The 16943-nt window shown below is 51.0% G+C and carries 10 protein-coding genes; 4 read left to right on the plus strand and 6 right to left on the minus strand.

Annotation, left to right across the window (positions count from 1 at the left end; genetic code table 11):
* Positions 1-177: 177 nt before the first annotated feature.
* Positions 178-1317: a hypothetical protein gene (locus AC04MQ_RS09455; protein ID WP_475391954.1), complete on the plus strand. Its 1140-nt coding sequence runs from the start codon at positions 178-180 to the stop codon at positions 1315-1317.
* On the opposite strand, the gene AC04MQ_RS09460 is transcribed toward AC04MQ_RS09455, so the two are convergent.
* From AC04MQ_RS09460 to AC04MQ_RS09470, 3 genes are all read right to left on the minus strand, one after another.
* Positions 1314-3062 carry a GMC family oxidoreductase N-terminal domain-containing protein gene (locus AC04MQ_RS09460; protein WP_475391955.1) on the minus strand — a complete coding sequence of 583 codons (1749 nt, stop codon included), beginning with the start codon at positions 3060-3062 and terminating at the stop codon, positions 1314-1316. The genes AC04MQ_RS09455 and AC04MQ_RS09460 overlap by 4 nt on opposite strands.
* 113 nt (positions 3063-3175) lie before the next feature.
* Positions 3176-3796, minus strand: coding sequence for a uridine kinase (udk, locus tag AC04MQ_RS09465; RefSeq protein ID WP_475391956.1), 621 nt, complete (start codon positions 3794-3796; stop codon positions 3176-3178).
* A 112-nt stretch (positions 3797-3908) separates the two neighbouring features.
* A complete protein-coding gene (locus tag AC04MQ_RS09470; RefSeq protein WP_475391957.1) occupies positions 3909-6578 on the minus strand; it encodes an RCC1 domain-containing protein in 2670 nt (889 codons plus the stop codon).
* A gap of 251 nt (positions 6579-6829) precedes the next feature.
* Here AC04MQ_RS09470 and AC04MQ_RS09475 point away from each other — a divergent pair, with 251 nt between their 5' ends.
* Positions 6830-7774 (plus strand): FecR family protein, encoded by a 945-nt coding sequence (locus AC04MQ_RS09475; protein WP_475391958.1) that lies wholly within the window; start codon positions 6830-6832, stop codon positions 7772-7774.
* 30 nt (positions 7775-7804) lie between these two features.
* The gene (locus tag AC04MQ_RS09480; protein ID WP_475391959.1) at positions 7805-9784 is read left to right on the plus strand and encodes a tetratricopeptide repeat protein; all 1980 of its coding nucleotides are present in this window, start codon (positions 7805-7807) and stop codon (positions 9782-9784) included.
* A gap of 32 nt (positions 9785-9816) precedes the next feature.
* Here the strand turns inward: AC04MQ_RS09480 and AC04MQ_RS09485 are convergent, their stop codons facing one another.
* On the minus strand, positions 9817-12462 hold the full coding sequence (locus AC04MQ_RS09485) for a CHASE2 domain-containing protein (RefSeq protein WP_475391960.1): 2646 nt from the start codon (positions 12460-12462) through the stop codon (positions 9817-9819).
* Between the two features lie 13 nt (positions 12463-12475).
* The gene (locus AC04MQ_RS09490) at positions 12476-15304 is read right to left on the minus strand and encodes a hypothetical protein (RefSeq protein WP_015091673.1); all 2829 of its coding nucleotides are present in this window, start codon (positions 15302-15304) and stop codon (positions 12476-12478) included.
* Positions 15305-15443: 139 nt separating this feature from the next.
* Between AC04MQ_RS09490 and AC04MQ_RS09495 the strand changes: the two genes are divergently transcribed.
* Positions 15444-15857 (plus strand): group II truncated hemoglobin, encoded by a 414-nt coding sequence (locus AC04MQ_RS09495; protein ID WP_015091672.1) that lies wholly within the window; start codon positions 15444-15446, stop codon positions 15855-15857.
* On the opposite strand, the gene AC04MQ_RS09500 is transcribed toward AC04MQ_RS09495, so the two are convergent.
* Positions 15854-16837, minus strand: coding sequence for an extracellular catalytic domain type 2 short-chain-length polyhydroxyalkanoate depolymerase (locus AC04MQ_RS09500; protein WP_475391961.1), 984 nt, complete (start codon positions 16835-16837; stop codon positions 15854-15856). The two genes, AC04MQ_RS09495 and AC04MQ_RS09500, sit on opposite strands and share 4 nt — an antisense overlap.
* Between the last annotated feature and the right edge of the window lie 106 nt (positions 16838-16943).

Below are 16943 nucleotides of genomic sequence, written 5' to 3' on the forward strand. Positions count from 1 at the left end.
TCCTTCCGTTGAAGTTTGAGTATCTTCCACAAGGATACGGCAAATTCCGCGTAATTGCATCAGAGCTTTGGCAAATAGGAAAGAAAATGCTCAAAAAACGCGCAAGACAGGGCTCATTTCGCTTTCATTTGATACTTGGGAATTGATATCTGAGCAGGGCTCTGCGATGACCTCGCCATGAAGACAATTGTGACAGTTTTGCTTTCTTTGGGACTGCTTTATGGCGGGGAATGCCGGGCGGCTTTAAGCCTGAATGATCTATCCATTCTGCTGCCGCTTCCTGACAGTGCTGATGAAGCGTTGCAGTTGTCTGCGGTTTCCAGTGGCGCTCAGGGGCCGCTGCTTTCGCTTAAAACTTTTCAGGGAATCGTTCAGCTGGTTCCTGAACATCCAAACTTTAAAATATGGCGTGACCAATTGAAGGTGGTAGCCGTCCGTATTGATCCCTGCTTTGTCGAAGGAGAGGGGCCTTTGCCATGCCGTCGCCAGATTCGTCTGGTGTGGCAGCCTGTGATCGAAGATACGGACGGCGTAACCACCCGGGATGCGGCCATACATAGTTTTTATGAATTTGATGAAACCGCGTTCACTGGCATCTGGAAAGAATGGCAAAAGCTGTCTTCGGGGAAAGCCACAGATGCCTTGCAAATTCATCCTCGCCTGAAGTCTGAAGGGCTGCAGGGGCCGTATTGGAAATACCTGCGCGCCTTGTTGTTAAAGCATTGCGGAGAAAAAAATCTGATTCGTATGACCGCTATGAATGTCATGGCCAACGAAATGCTTTGGATCTTTTCCGGCTTTGATATCGTGAACGGGGCGCCTAAAGTCATGAATATTCCGCGAGTGCGCGGGCAGACCCATGCGGTCACGCAGGCGTCTTTTCAGTTTCAGACTTTCACCGGGGGCATGACTCCAAGGCCGGATGTCACAGAGCCTGCGGATGAAGCTTTTGCCGAACTTGCCAGTGATTCATATCGCTTTAAGAAAATTTATTCAGAAGCCCAGGTGAAAGAGATGCTTTCCACGGTGTTTGAATACGAAAATCCCGAACGCCATAATCCCGGCACTTTGGACTGCGCCAGTTGCCATCTGGCGAACATGGCTCACCAGTGGGGTGAAGCCAATTACAAGCAATTTGACTGGAAGAATGAATTTAAAGCGGTCGTGTTTAAAAGTTCATGGAATCTTTCTAACACCAGCCGTAATATTGTTCGTCCCAATCAACTGCGTGCCTTTGGATATTTTGGCCGGGATCCTGCGATTTCCCAGCGTGTGATCAACGAAACTGCCGCGACCGCAAGTTCGGTGATGCGCTAGCGCAGCTCCATATTTTCCGCGGCCCTTTCTGCGAGGGCCGAAATCGTCAACAGTGGATTCACGCCCACAGCTGTTGGAATCACTGATCCATCCATGACAAACAATCCCGGGTACAGCGATCCGTCCCGGTGAAAAACCTGCCCCAGATGATTGACGACACCGGTCTGAACTGAATCACCCATGCCGCAGCCTCCAAGCGGGTGCACTGTGATCAGGTTGTTGCCGCCCAGAATTGTTGATCGCGGATTTTTGACGTAGGTGGCGTCATTGACCGCGACATGCTGTTTTATTTTGGCGATCATGCGCTTGAAGATCGGATCTTGTTGTACTCCCGGCCAGTGAACCACGGCCCGATTGGCGTGATCCAGTTGCAGGCGGCCTTCGGCCCGGTCATGGCCCATTCCGAAATACACCATAGAATGATTCAGCGAACCTTTTTCCACATCCTTGCTGTTGATAAAATCAATCCACGCCCGGTAGATTTTTGACGGCGATGTCTGGGCTTTGACAAAAGTGGTCAGGCGTCTGGCGATTTGTACCAGGGCCCCGGGAATGTTGCCTTCTTCAATCAGATAGCGTTCGAAAATATTCTTTCGCTGGCGGTATTCGGCGATCCCATAGATAGTCGCGCCGGAAATCATGTCCGGACGATAGATGCGAGCACTGCTGTTGCCAAGCATGTCAGTGGCTTGACGGCCGTTGAAGCCCAGGCCCAGCAAGTCACCATTGCCCGAAAAATGCCGCCCTAGCAGAGGGGACATCTGCAGGTGCCCCCATTTCTGCGAACGCAGTAAAATCTGATTTGAACCCATGGTTCCCGCAGAAACAATCACGTTGCGGGCTTCAATACTGAAGGGCTTTTTTTCGCGCCCACTGATGCGCGTGCCACGGACCAGATAATTTCCCTGGCGGTTTTTTTCGATATGACTGACTTGCATCTGGGTGAAGATGCGGGCGCCATTTTTTTTGGCCAGGGGAAGGTAGTTCATGTTCAGGGTGTTTTTGGCGCCGGTGTTGCATCCGGTGCTGCAGTTTCCGCACATATGACATTTGGGCTGACGGTCCCCGAGCGGGGTGCGATGGCTGCCATGAATGTTGACGGCGATATGAGCCCAATGAAAAGGATCTCCCAGTTCATCGCTGCTGTTTTTTAGATTGTTGGCTTTATGAATGCGCATGCGACTGGGGTCGTAAGACTGGGCATTAAGCATGTTTTCAACGCGTTGATAGAAATTTTCAAAGTGGCCCTTTTGGGCTGATTTTTGAATTTCTTCCGGCCAGCCTTTTTTCTGAAACATTTCACGATCCGGAGCAATCACGACACCCGCATTGATCAAGGAGGTTCCACCAAGGCCACTGCCGCACATGACATCAATGTCGCGATGGGTGTGATAGGAATAAAGTCCCAGGGGATGGGTTTCGCAGCAAAGGTTGGATTTCATTTGCTGAAATGTTTCCGGAAATTCTCCGGGGACCCATTCGCGCCCTCGTTCTAAGATGGTGACCTGGTGATGCCGGCTTAGTCGCGCCGCCATCACCGAACCGCCGTAGCCGGAACCAATGATCAGAACTTCGTAAAAGTTTTCAAGTTCGGCTGCGGAATCGGCCAGACGCGTGTAGTTCATGGTCAGGTTGACGTTCTGGGTTTTGGGCTCGGCTTCGGCCTGTTCGCTGCGAAAAAAGCCCAATGCACTGGCGGCAAGCGATGACTTCAGAAAGGATCGTCGTGAAAAGTTTGATTTCACCCGGGGCCCCCTTGTGAAATCAGGGTAGGGGTGGGCTGGCTTGTTGGGTATGCTGGCTTGCGAATCCTGCCAACTGTCACCCGATGCGGGTCCAGTTGGATGTCAGGTCTCAATTACTGCAAAAAGTTTTGGGATAGTTTCTGACGGAAGATCTGCAGTGCCTGGCTGTAATCACCCAGATCTTTGATCACCGTGTGGGCGTGGTCTTTGGAAGGCTCCACGAACTGATTATGCATTGGGCGAACTTGCAGTTCGAATTGCTTGCGCACGCCGTCCGGAGTTCTTCCGCGTTCGTGCACGTCACGTTTCAGGCGGCGTTCGAAACGCAGCTCTTCTGGAGTGTCAAAGAAGATGGCTTCATCCAGTTCTGCGCGCACTTCCAGGGAATGCAGAATCAAGATGCCGTCGATGATAATAACTTTCTTGGGTTCACCCAGCAGGGTTTCTTTTTTGCGGGAATGGGTCACGAAATCGTAAATGGGGATATTCAGTCTTTGCCCGGATTTCAGCGTGCGCAGTCCTTCAGCCAAAAGACCGAAATCCAGACTGGAAGGGTGGTCAAAGTTCACCGAGCCCCCATCACCGTCAAACTTTGCGGATTGATCAATGTAGTAGTTGTCCTGATAGATGATCGAGCAGTTGTCTTCACCCAAGAGCTGCTGCAGTTCTTTGGCGAAATGTGTTTTGCCGGAACCGCTGCCGCCAGCAACACCGATGATGTGAGGTCTTAACATAGCTCATCCCCTGTGATCCGGGCAGTTTCCATATTCACAGGCGGAATATCAACTGCGCCGGGCATGGGATGAAGTAAATGCCGGACTGTCCAGAAAGTGGACAGGGCAAAATTTAATAGATCAGCTCCATAGGAGTGCTGGCGTTCATCGGTGTGTTCACACCCAGTTCACCTTCCATACCTTCACCCCAGCAGACGACACGGCTGGAAGTGCTGGCACAGGTCGTTCCGGATCCGGTGGACACCTGAATCGGGGTGCCCCAGGCTGAAAGCATTGAAACCGCAGTTGGTACGGATTGATCTCCCGCTGCGGGCCCAAGCCCCAGTCGGCCGTTGCTATTTAAGCCCCAGCACTTCACCAGGCCACTGTCGATACCGCAGGCCATTTGTTCGCCGACGGAAATGGCCGTATAAGTTGAACCCGGATCAATAACCACTGGGGATGTGACATTGTTTCCATAGGTTCCGTTCCCGACGTTGCCAAAGCTGTTTTCACCCCAGCATTTCAAGCTACTGGAATTGGTGATTCCACAGGTGCTCGTTGAGCCGGCAGAAACGGTGGCGTATTGAACTCCAGAATCAATCAAGACCGGAGTTAGGGAAGAAGACGTTGAGCCATTCCCCAGTTTGCCACCCAGATTGTTACCCCAGCATTTCAGCTGATCGGTGGTGGTGATGGCGCAAGTGTGTGAAGAACCGGTAGAGACAAATCTATAGGTGGTCCCGGCATCCACGATGACCGGAGAGCTGCGATAAGCAGTCGTTCCGTCGCCCAGCTGGCCGGCACCATTGGATCCCCAGCATTTTAAAATATTTGAATTGGTGATCGCGCAGGCATGCATGTTCCCGACGGACATTTGCATGTAATAGTCGCCGCCAGCCAGTGCTTCAGGGTAAGTGACAGTTGCTGTCGAACCGTTACCAACCTGCCCCTGAGCATTCTGCCCCCAGCACTTGATGTCACCGGCCATGGAAAGTCCGCAGCCAAAGTCAGCACCCATTTTGATATAGCTCCAGTCAACACCAGCAGGGTTCACATAAGCCGGGATATTGGAAGCACCATTTAGAATACGGCCGCCATTGTTATTGCCCCAGCAGAAAGTGCCATAGGGAACTTTCGCGCAGGCTCCGTTGAACGGGGAGACATTGATGTTTTCAGCACCCATCGCAAGCGGACCACGAACATTGATGTTGTAAACACCGTTGTTAAGTCCCGGAGAACTAGCGCTTAACGGAAGGTTGATCGGCTGCATGGTTTTTATATAGAACGGCAGGGAATACTTGCCACCGTATAAAGTCAGGTTCGGGCTGGGCGTCGTCATGCAGCTGCTCTCGTTGTAAAACTCGGTATTACCGGATCCCAGAACGACCGGCATCTGAGTCGGAGCCATGACGGCTGTGTGCTGGGAGTTCACCAAAACGGCCTCGTACGCTGAATTGTAACACTGGCCGCGGCTTGGTCCATCGCGGTGTCCACGCACTTCAAAGCCCCAAGGCACGTTCGTACCGCCGCCACGGTAAACGGATTGGGTCAGTGACAGATATCCTGAACCCGACATGGTCAGGGTGTTTTGCCCCTGGGCTCCGGTCATTTTCAGGAATACGTTTGTGCCATAGGTGTGAGCCGAAATTGTTGTAGATGTGATTGATGTCACACAACTGGAGTCGCTATAGACGGTCAAGCCGCTGGACGGAGCCAGTGTGATCATGGCTGGTGAAGAACTGTATTCGTCAGTTCCAGTGACATAGCGGCGTTTGATTGTAAATGGATAACAAAGGTCCGGAAGGATAGAACGTGCTCCGACAAGGTCAAAGCCTTTGTCTCCTGAACCGACATTTTGGAAATTCGCTGTCGGAGTACTAAGCACCGCAGATGAAGACAGGATAGTCGTGGCGATAACCAGTGCCCCCGGAGTGTCCGGAGCCTTCACGATAACGTCTTTAAATGACTGACCGGCCGGTATCACCGCATTGCCATAAGCGCCGATGTTCTGATGACACTCATTGAAAGACTGATAGACTTCCAACGGCGATCCATTGGCGGATACCGAGAACACGGTATCCGTGGGTAAGGAACCTTCACGGTTTTGAGCATCACGCAATGAAACGCCAAAGCTGCTGCAAGAGTAAGTCGTCAGCGTGTTTGGCGGGAAGTAGTCCTTTTGAATTGCCAGGACCGTCGGGATGACACTGCCGCCACCGCCCGGGCCGTCATCCGGGAAGTCGGGGCCATCACAGGAATCAAACCATTTTTCCGGATCATAAGTGATATCGATGTCGATTTTCTTTTCTTCACCGGCCGTCAACAGCAGCTTGCCCACTTCACCTAAAATATAAGGCTTTGATAAAGCATCACCGGGACCCGAGGTGCCTTTAAAGTCTTTGCACGTTCCTTCTGGAGCATAGAAGCCTACGACGGTAATCACGCGGTCTTTGCCGGAAGTGACATCCATGGTGATGGAGCCTCCGGCAGGAACGCCGCCAACCCATTCGCCAATAAATTTAGGCGTCATGGTGCCATCGTCACGAGTGCAGACATTTCTTCGCATGGCAGCTTCAGGGCCGCTGGCGCCAATGATGTAGCAGTTGATCGGACGATCACCGGTAAAGCCTGTTGGCACGGGGCGAATGCTTCCATTGCTGGTCATGGCTTCGACTTTGGAAGACAAGGATTGTGTGCTGGGGAAGGTGATCTTGACTTTGGATGATTCATCCAAGGAAAGACGATCACAAGCCGTCAGCGCCCAAAGAGCCATAATCAGAATAACATGATGTTTTTTCATACAGTTCTTGTCGGCTTTTTGTCAGGGGCTCTAAATACTGAAAATCACGTCCCACTTTCAGGCGTTCAATAAAATCTCTGAATGGGTCTGGGAAATTTCTGACTTGAAATAAACATTACAGAACACGCCCATCGTCCAGTGTTGAATCTGAGACCTCAGTCTAAAACCGAGACGGGTGACAAAGTGTTTTTCTAATCCAAGAAATTCTCATCTAAACTATAGAGGTACTTAACAATTAGAGGATGGCGTAAATGGCTAAAGTCGTTGGCTTTGTTTGTTTTTTATTGTGCGTTCAAGTTCATGCCGCTGACAAAATGTATGGTGTCTTTATGGTAGTGAAGGGCGGAGTGCAAATTCACACCGAAGGAAAAACGGCTCCTGCCAAAGTGGGTGCGAAAGTTTATGAGGGCGACAAGGTCGTCACTGCCGCTGATTCCCGCGCCAAAATTGTGATGTCCGATCGAAACGTTTTGAATCTGAGCCCGGACACGACAATTGAAATCACTCAATATCAGAACGACGCTGCCACTGGCAAAAAGAACGTCGAGATCAAACTTTCCGGCGGTAAGATCCGCAGTAATGTCGAGCAAACCTATGATGGTGAAAAGAGCAAGTTCCAGATCAAAACTCCGACAGCGGTCGCGGGTGTGCGCGGAACTCAGTTCCAGGCGGGGTTTGATGTAAAAACTCAGATGACGTCCATTGTGACCTTCAAAGGGGCGGTCAGTCTGGCGGCAGTGAACGCTCAGGGTAAAATGGTGGGCGCGCCAGTACTTGTAAAAAAAGGTGAGATGACGACAGCCGCTCCGAATGCTGCTCCGGAACCTCCAAAAGCTTTGCCTAAAGAAGAAATGAAACAAATTGACGGCGAATCCGTTGCCTCTGCGGTGTCAGCACCGACAGAAGGTGCAGGATTGACGGCGGAAGCCGGTGCTGCTCCAGCTGGATCAGCTGACAACAACCGTGATGTCGCTTCGGAAGCGCCAGCCGCGGGTGCCGATAAACCTGCTGCTCCGACTTCGATGATCGACAGTAAGGACATGGATCTGGGCATGGCTCAGGAAATCAAGCCGATTGCGGCCCCAGTGGTGGCTCCGCCAACGGTGGTGAAGGCTCCGACCCAGGACACGTTGAAGGATGTTAATCGTGCGATCAACGGCAAAACCAAGGTCGTCATTACACCTCGTCCGAAATAACAAACACCTCAACCATCGAGAATGCAGCGTATGAAACTGGCAGCTTTGGGTTTAGCAGGCACCTTGATCGTGAATTCAGCTTATGCTTTGGATGCACGAATCTCTCAGACACAATCATTGGAAATTGAATTGCAAGACGGAGAGGGCGGAGCTGACGCCCGTCCTTTGCGCGTGCGTGACAGTGAATCGGGCAAAATGGCCCAGGTGATGCTGAATCGCCGCGGCGGCGCCGGCGGTCCGCTGACCGGGTTCTTTATCATTCAGTTCTTTATCGGGGACAACCGTCCGCGGGTTCTGGAATTTTCAGCACCAGGCAAACCGCCTTACTATGCTTACGCCGTTCCGGGTGGGACCGTGCAAAGAATTGTCCTGTTCAAGTCCGCTGACGAGTTGGCAAAATATGCTTCTGCCAACGAGAAAACGCTGGTGGCTAAGCCCACAGCGACAGCGCAGGTGATGTCTCCGCAGAATATCCGCAAGCTGGAAAAGCAGGATCGCGAGCAGAAGCGAGTTCAGGAGAAGACCCAACTAATGCTGGAGGAAGAACAGGCCAAACAACGTGCGGCCATGCTAGAACAGCAGACGGCAATGAGTGCGGCAGAGAAAAAACGCAAAAAAGAAGAGGCCACAGTCCAGGTGAAAGAAGCCGACAAGTTCTATGCCCAAAAGAACTATGTGGAAGCCGAAAAGAAATACGCTGCCGCCGTGGAACTGGATCCGGAAAACGATTCCTACTACTATCGTTATGGTGTGACCCTGTACAAGGTCGGAAACTATAACAAGTCCCTGGCGACTCTTTCCATGGCCGATGTGCCGATGGAAATGTCCTTGGAAAAAGGCTATTACGTGGCCCTGAATCACTTGAAACTGAAGGATTATGACAAGGCCCGCAAAGAGCTGATTGAAATCCGCGCTGAAAATGATCCGGGCTTAAGCCCGACGGCGTCGTTCTTTGCCGGTAATATTGAAATGCAGCAGCAGAAGTTCCCGGAAGCTCGCACCAGCATGGAATACGTTCTGGATAATTCCCAGGACCCACAGATGGACCGTGCGGCCGAAGACCTGCTGGCTCAGATCGACAAAATGCAGTCCTTCTATGAAAGCAAAAAAGAGAAGTACCGTTTTACGGGCTTTATTGGCGCGATCTATGACGGTAACGTTTTGAATGTCGCAGAAAATAACGTCAGCACAGATGTGAAGGCGTATCGTTTGAATTTTGGTGCCAGTGCCCTTGCCATTTGGAAACGCACGCCGACTTCGGACTTTGGAACTCAACTCGGGGTGTCTGATTACTACAGCACCGACACCAGCTTTAAAGACAACGCCACCTTGCAGACAGCGGATCCTTTGCAGATAGACCTGAGCCTTCCGTTCCATAAAGAGTTTGAATATGCCAAGCGCTCTTTGAATTGGGAACTGGTGCCAACGTATAAGAGCATCTTTATGAGCCCGACGGGCGGAACACGTAAAGAGGCCATCAGTTCCCTGGGTGTGAATACGACCTTGTCCGCGCCGATTCAAAGTGATGTCCTGATGGCGGGGCGATTGGATGTGTCCCATGAACGTTCACTGCTGGCGACCTCAGTAGGGGATGATGACCAGACGGCTCTTCGTTATGGATTTACCCTGTTGCCGACGTGGATTCTGGATCTGAAAGGCGAAAAGTCCCTGACGCTCGATGCGTCTTATATTATCAATCAGGCGGAAGGCCGTAATTATCGGTATAAACGCTCGGCCCTGGGTTTGACTTATGCCTTCCCGGCCTGGTGGAAGTTCAATGGCAGCTTGCGTGGCGAGTATTCCAGTCAGAACTATGACGAAGCCACAAGCCCGCGCATTGACACGAACCCGATTGTGACAGCAGCCTTTAACAAGGACCTTAAGCGCAACGTGAATATGCTTTTAAGCCTGCAGTACAATGTGGGGGATTCCGACGAGGATTCTTACGACTATAACAAGTTTGTAGTGACAAGCCTATTCACCTTCACCCACAGCATTCTGGGTAAGTAGAAACGAAAAAGCCACCCCGAGGGTGGCTTTTTTTATTTTGTTTTCATGACGTAAACACCATCCCAGTCCTGCGGTGGTGGTGAATCCAGATACTCCTGACAGCGTTCGATATAAAGCTCACTGACGGGTTCTTCCGAGCCCCAGTTGCGTTGGGCTTTTTCAAAGACCTCTTTGGCTTCGGCAAAGCGTTTTTGATGATACAGTTCATATCCTGACTGGAACGATGTCATTAATTCCGCGGTTTTGTCTTGGGCAGTGCCCTCGCACACCAGTTCAAAAATGCGCACGGGTTCAAGCTTTCCTTTGACTCGCACGCGGTCGATTTCCCGGGCAGTGAAGGTGTCTTTGACGTCTTTGTACGTGAATTCACTAATCACTATGCGAGTGCCGTATTCTTTGTTAATTCCCTCAAGACGGGACGCCAGATTTACCGAGTCACCCATCACCGTGTAGTTCTGAACGATGTTGGAGCCCATGTTCCCCACGCTCATTTCGCCGGTGTTGATGCCAATCCCGATATCGATGTGTGGAAGTCCCTTGTCCGAGAACTCTTTTTGCAGTTCTTTCAGTTTTACCAGGCTTTCCAAAGCACAACGGCAGGCGTGGGCCGCATGATTCGGGTCTTTTACCGGGGCACCAAAGAAGGCCATGATCGCGTCACCCATGTATTTGTCCAGAGTTCCGCTGTTCTTAAAGACGATGTCGGTCATCGGTGTCAGATACAGATTCAGCACGCGAGACAGTTCTTCGGGCGGCAGTTTCTCTGAAATCGTCGTGAATCCACGGACGTCCGAGAAGAACGCCGTCATGCGCTCACGACGGCCTCCCAGTTTCAAGTTCGCGGCGTCTTTTAAAAGTTCATCCACGACCGCCGGAGACACGTATTTAGAGAAGGTCGATTTAAGTTCTTTCTTTTTCTTTTCTTCAGTGAAGTACTTAAAGACCTGAATCGCACCAAAGCCCACAAAGGCACAGGCATAAATCAGGAAGGAATGAACCAATAAGTTGTTCTTGATAAACAGCCATAGATCCAAGGCCCCCAGGGCAAGGATGAAGACGACAAAGCCCAGAAGGGATGACAGTGATCCCAGCAAAGCCCAGGCGACGGCCAAGGCGGTCCCACCCGCAAACAGCACCACCGGAAGCCATTGGGCCTCTTGGTTCCACTGTTTCAGGAAGTGTTTGTCAAAAAGGTTTGCCAGCATGGTCAGATGCAGTTCAGGTCCTGGATAGTTGGCTTCCAAGGGCGTGTTTCGCAAGTCGTAAAGGCCCACGGCAGTGGCACCCACGATCAGGCTGCGGTCCTTGAAGAATTCTTTCTTGTCGTATTCTTTGGTTTCAATCACCAGCTGTTTGGATTCCTGATTCATGACACTGGTGGTGACTTTGACGGTCGGTTCGTCATTGAACAGCTCTTTGGCGGAAACATAAGGCAAAGACATTTGACGGCCATAATAGTTGATCAACAGCTGGCCAGAACCATCCACCGGGTAACTTGCGATTTTGACTTCCGGTTCTTTGGAGGTGTCATAGATATTAAATTGATCCAGACTTTTTTCGCCGTCTTTGGCCGTGGCCATTTTCAGTTCAGCACGGTAAGTGCCGGATAGCAGAAAGCTTTGCAGGGCCATGGAAGGAATGAAGCTGGTGCCCAATTTGTGGCCTGAACGGAAGAACAGGGGATAGCGACGAACGTAACCATCGGCATCCAGCTGTGCAATGAAGCTTGAGGTGTAGTTCGCGGGTGTTTGCAGTTCCAGGGTGTTCGGCGTCCATTCGCCATACTGCGGGATCGGATGGGTTTTATACGATTTGCGAATACGTGAACGCAGGTCTTCGAATTTCAGATTTTTCAAATCTGGCGCTTCGGCCACGACGTCATGATAAAGGGTTTCCACCTGACCGATATTTTCTGGTGACAGGAAGATGTCGTGCTTGGTCAGCCAGGTTTTACAATATTCAAATAACGCCATGGATTGACGGGCTTTTAGATTGTTCTTTTGAAAAGTCGAAAGCTCTTCAGGGGATTTTTTACCCAGGCTTTTTAGCAGGTCATTTTGTTCACGATCCTGAATGGTTTGAAACAGGGTGCTGAACAGCGGCGCCCAATTCAGATCGTCGATGGCGTGAGTTTCTTCATCAATGGCAAAGCTGGGATTGATTTTAACCAGCTGGTCGCCACCGGTGGCCAGGAATGCTTCTGCCACACAAAGATCCTGGTGGGGTTTGAAGTCGACCAGATTTTCACTAAAAGTACCCAGAACGATGCGATCCGGATTGTCAGCGATGACCTTGGCAAAAGCGGTGTCCGCTTGTGGGTTGGATGTTTCAGGTTCCGCAAAGATGACATCGAAGCTGACGGATTTCGCACCTAGCTTTAACAGATTGTCAGTCATCTCCGCGACCATTTCGCGGCTCCACGGGAAACGGCCGATTTCGCGCACTGATGCGTCGTCAATCGCGATCAGGGCCACTGGGGCCTGACTTTGTGAAGGCGGACGGATTTTGTATTTGATGTCGTTAAAGCGCAGGTCCAGAACCTCAATTCCCTCTAGGAAAGGGCTGTAGGGGCGCTGAATCGCCGGGGTGTCCACATATTTGAAATAGTGGAATCCAAACCACATAAAAAGCGCCGACACGGTGATGCCAATCAGGATGCTGATCTTTTCTGTTTTCATGCTGCGTATTCTTTTATTGCCCTGTTAAGTTAACTAAATAAACAATTCCCATACTGTCCGTAACTGACAGCTGAATGGCTCCAATTCCTTCGGCTGTGACATTGAGCGTGCTGCCGTATTCCGAGTAGTAATGGCTTGCCGCACCTGAGATCTTTTGAATCGAGTACGGGGGCACACCACCCTGGACGTAAAGTGTGACGGTGTTACCAACCAAAACGACTGGATCCGGTACCGGAACAAGCAAAGGCAGCACCACCGGATTGATGGTCAGCTTGCTGATCAAATCCGAGTTGTAGCCATGAGTGCGTTCGGTGTGTTCGGACTGATAGGTGATTTCCGCCATTTGAGGGCTTTTTGCCTTCATGTATATGGTCTTGACACTTTCACCGGCAGCAATGCCGTAGTTATTTGAGTTGTAGCTGCAACTGCTGCTGTCAAAGAACTCGACCAGAGTTCCAGAGCTGCCGGGATAGTATATCGTTGTCGGTATAAAGCTTACAACTTGTCCGGCAGGAACGGCGACATCCTGATCAGATGCATTTTTGGCGACAAATTCCACAGCCTGACAGGATCCAACAGCCGGAGTTGAAGTGGAACCACCCGCAAGGCGGATCGCCAAATGGTGCACCAGTGGAGAATTGTTGACGGCAATCTTTGCAGAAAATCCGAAGCCATCGGCTTTCAAAGAGGCATTCGCAGGTATTTCAGCGCCGACTTCGATGGCGAATTCTGCAATGGCCGAGTTACTATATGAAAGCTGGCTTATCGGGGATTTGCTGGTGCAGTTGTTCACCAGGCGAGTGCCAGTGGGTGGAGTGTAGGCGGTGGTGCCATCCAGTTTATACCAGGCGAAATTCACCGTCCCTGAAGTATCTACGGACAGTCCGGCGTTGGTCAGGCGCACCATCATTGGGAAACATCCGTTTTTGAAAAGTTTCATTTCTGCAGGGGTGCCTGAATACCATTGGGAGGAATTCATCACCATGTCCAGGTGGCTGACAGTTGTTGGAGCATCCACCACTGAAAAAGGCAGTGGCGGCGGCAGATTCAGTCCTGCGCTGTTGCTGTCGATACTGACATTATATAAAAGGGGCGTGGCACTTTTAGTGTAGACCGAGGTGAAGTGAGTTCCAGCCGGCAATGAAATACTTAATGAAGAGGCGGCCGTAGTGCTGCAGGTGGCATCCGTGTAAAGTACAGCTTGGCCTTGTGCGCTGAGAGTCGCTGTGACCCCGTTGGCATTCACGATGTTCCCCTGAGGGGTGGTCAGAGCCACTTCGATACGACGGCATTCATGAACCACTGGCTGAGAGCTTTGATTGAACTGATTCCCCGCCAGGATCAGATTCATGCCTTCAGGTGGGGACGCAGTAAAGGCCCAACTGCCGAACGGAATCTGCGAACCTAAGGGGATATTGTTTTTGCTCAGGCATAGCATATAACTGGTGTATGGATCCAGAGTGAAGCCAATGTTACCAGGCGTGAAGCGGACGAAGTCACCGGCCCCCGCCGGCAGGGCATTTGTTCTGAGAAGTATCCAGCCTTGTTTGGACAGTTCAGAGGGCTCACAACGGTTGTCATAACCCATCGGGGCATAACTACCTTGAGTGGCTTTGTAAATTTGGTAGCTGGTAATCGAATCTTTCAGGCCTGGCAAAAGCGAAACCTCGAAGTAAGGGCCGTTGGAATTTGCCCCCTGCTTGACGGTGTTACGATAGGTCGTCAAACCATCCATTGATTTTTCCCTGAAAGCGGCCTGTCCGCCGCGATAACCGGAAAGGCCTTCGAACGATTCCCACAATTCATTGCCATAATTGGAGTTGTCCAGAACAAGATAACGGCTGAATTCCTCTGTTAACGGCAGGGTGGAGCAGGCGCTGATATCCATGCCCCCGATGATTGAAGCAAAGTTTGCAGAAGTCTGCGGTGTTGTGCCGGTAAAGAAAGCCTTAATTGGCATTACATTCAGGATTGATGGGCCAAGGTACTTGTTGCCGAAATAGACATCACCATTGTTCTTGCTGGTTTTGCTGAATGAGCAGACTTTTTTATCATCCAACAGCGATGTTTGCGCGGCGAAGAATCCAAGAAATTTGTTTTCAACCCCGCGGTCACGCCAGTTGTTCGTGTTGTTTTCCCATTTTCTTTCTGAATGGGCGGGCATGCGAAGGCGCAGCAGGTGTTTGGAAACCGGCAGGGACTCAACAGTCCACTGATTTCCCAGCAGAGATCCATCAGGCAGAACATAGTCGACAGCCACATTTTTGAAAACGGTGGCTTCAAACCAGCCACCCAGAATGAAGCGGCGGTCCACCACGATGCCGGGTTTGCCAGCAGGGCGGTACACCATTTTTAATTCGCCGGACGGCCCCTGATTCGCAGCCGTCAGATAACGGCCGTAAATGCGACCTTCCTCTTCAGGCAGAGTGCCGCTTAGATTATCCAACGGCACATCCGCAGTATCAGTTCCACCGATCAAAGTTTTTGTCACATCGCCATAGTAGATGATCGCATTGTCGTCGTTGCTTCCGGTGCCGTACGCCGCAAGCACTTGAATCAGACGGTTATTGCCAGATGGGATTTCCAGGGTCACTTCAGAGGGAAGTGCCTGACTGTCGTGGGAATCCAAAATCAAAGTCACGGGTTCGGCCATATCCGCAGCGGTGACTTGCACGGCAATATGCTTCAGTGTTGAAACGGATTGGGCACCGGCTTTTCCGGAAACTGTTTTGGGAAGCTTCAAAGAAACTTTGCTGTCTTCCACAGCCATACGATCACAGGCGCTCAAAAAGAAGAGCATGGAAAGGATCGAAGTGACGTGCTGAATATTTAATTTTTTCATGAACTTAGACTCCACGGCGTGTACGAATTTATCGGCTTTTTCACAGGGAATCTGAAGAAATCTCGCGCTCAATTAAGTCTCAAGATGTCTCAACTTGAAGCAAGTTGCCACTTTGGTCCGGGAGTAGTAAGTTCTTGTAATGTCTGAAGAGAAAAAACCCTACGAATTGCTGGGTGGCGAACAGGTCCTGCGCCAACTGTGCAAAAGATTCTATGAGATCATGAACAACCTTCCTGAAGCCAAAGGCATTCGCGACATGCATCCGGGGAACCTGCAAGGGTCCGAGGAAAAGCTGTTTATGTTTTTGTCCGGCTGGCTGGGGGGCCCGGGATTGTTCGTGGAAAAATACGGGCATCCAAGACTGCGTATGCGCCATTTTCCGTTCAAGATCGGAAAGTCCGAGCGCGATCAGTGGATGATATGCATGGTGCAGGCATTTGATGAACTGCAAATTGCAGAACCACTGCGCAGCGAACTGTTGCATTCCCTGCTGCGCCTGGCAGATCATATGAGAAACGTGGAAGAACCCGAGTTCCCGGAAAGCGCGGATTAAAGTCCGCGCACGCGCTCGATCATTTTCATCAGAGCCGACATCTGTGCACCGGATTTACTGACGTAATCAGGTCCGGTGAAGCCAAACCAATCCCAGCATGCATAAGGATTTCCGCGGCTGTCGCGGGCCGACTGCGGATACAGCACAACGATGTTATTGCTTTCAGCCCAGTCATTGTATCCAGCCTGTGTGGCAAACTTGTCTTGAATAAAATCCGGATTCATCTGACAGCCATGCAAGGCCACGTGCAACTTGCAGGAAGCTCGTTTTTCGCAAGCTTCGGGCACATAGATCCAGCCATCGCGATAAAGCGGTGTCTTGCTGTCCCCAAAATCTGTCTGTTGAAACTTGTGCAGATTTTCCACCACGGCTGTCCCGCGCGGTTTTAAATCCGTATACATATGCGACAGAATGTCACCGGCCGTATCAAAGTTGCATTTCAAAAGCCACGGCAGGGCCGCCATGGAACAGGGGCCACCACTGGACAGAGTCGGGAAGCCGTGAGCGGTTTCCGGAGTGGTCACGCGATGAATTTGATTTTTAGGAACAAAGCTTTCGTAAAATTCGATCAGCTTGTCGCTATTGCCAAGCTTCACCACGGAATCTTTGGGGCTGGCGAAAATATAGATGCGGTGATCTTTGAGGTTTTCGAGGGAATCAATCGCGCCTTGGGAAGAAAGCTCAAGCGCCTTTTCAATCATCAGGCGGCTGTCGATCTTGTCAGGATTTCCCATGCACTGGGACTGGGCTTTTTTGGATTCGCCTTCAGAACACCAGTAAATACCACCCGCAACGGCCCCGGCCCCGGAAAACACCGACGAATACGCCACATCCATCTGCACGGCCATAAAGCCGCCCGAGGAAACACCGGAAATGGTGATGCTGTTGGGATCAATATTGTAACTTTTTAAGCTGTCGGTTGCAGGATCCGAAGCTTGAATGCAAAAGGGCACAAGCATCGCGCATAATGTTTCAAACATGATGACCTCCTGATAAGAAATCACCCCGAATGAATCACGGAATTTGCTGGACTGTCGAGAAGAAAAAGCCCCGTTCTGTCAGAAAGGGGCTTTTGAGTAATTGCTT

The sequence above is a fragment of the Bdellovibrio sp. MYbb2 genome (assembly GCF_056175685.1).

Coding starts and splice junctions, on each gene's coding strand:
- AC04MQ_RS09455 (WP_475391954.1), top strand. CDS start 178: ATGAAGACAATTGTGACAGTTTTGCTTTCTTTGGGACTGCTTTATGGC.
- udk (WP_475391956.1), bottom strand. CDS start 3,796: ATGTTAAGACCTCACATCATCGGTGTTGCTGGCGGCAGCGGTTCCGGC.
- AC04MQ_RS09470 (WP_475391957.1), bottom strand. CDS start 6,578: ATGAAAAAACATCATGTTATTCTGATTATGGCTCTTTGGGCGCTGACG.
- AC04MQ_RS09475 (WP_475391958.1), top strand. CDS start 6,830: ATGGCTAAAGTCGTTGGCTTTGTTTGTTTTTTATTGTGCGTTCAAGTT.
- AC04MQ_RS09480 (WP_475391959.1), top strand. CDS start 7,805: ATGAAACTGGCAGCTTTGGGTTTAGCAGGCACCTTGATCGTGAATTCA.
- AC04MQ_RS09485 (WP_475391960.1), bottom strand. CDS start 12,462: ATGAAAACAGAAAAGATCAGCATCCTGATTGGCATCACCGTGTCGGCG.
- AC04MQ_RS09490 (WP_015091673.1), bottom strand. CDS start 15,304: ATGAAAAAATTAAATATTCAGCACGTCACTTCGATCCTTTCCATGCTC.
- AC04MQ_RS09495 (WP_015091672.1), top strand. CDS start 15,444: ATGTCTGAAGAGAAAAAACCCTACGAATTGCTGGGTGGCGAACAGGTC.
- AC04MQ_RS09500 (WP_475391961.1), bottom strand. CDS start 16,837: ATGTTTGAAACATTATGCGCGATGCTTGTGCCCTTTTGCATTCAAGCT.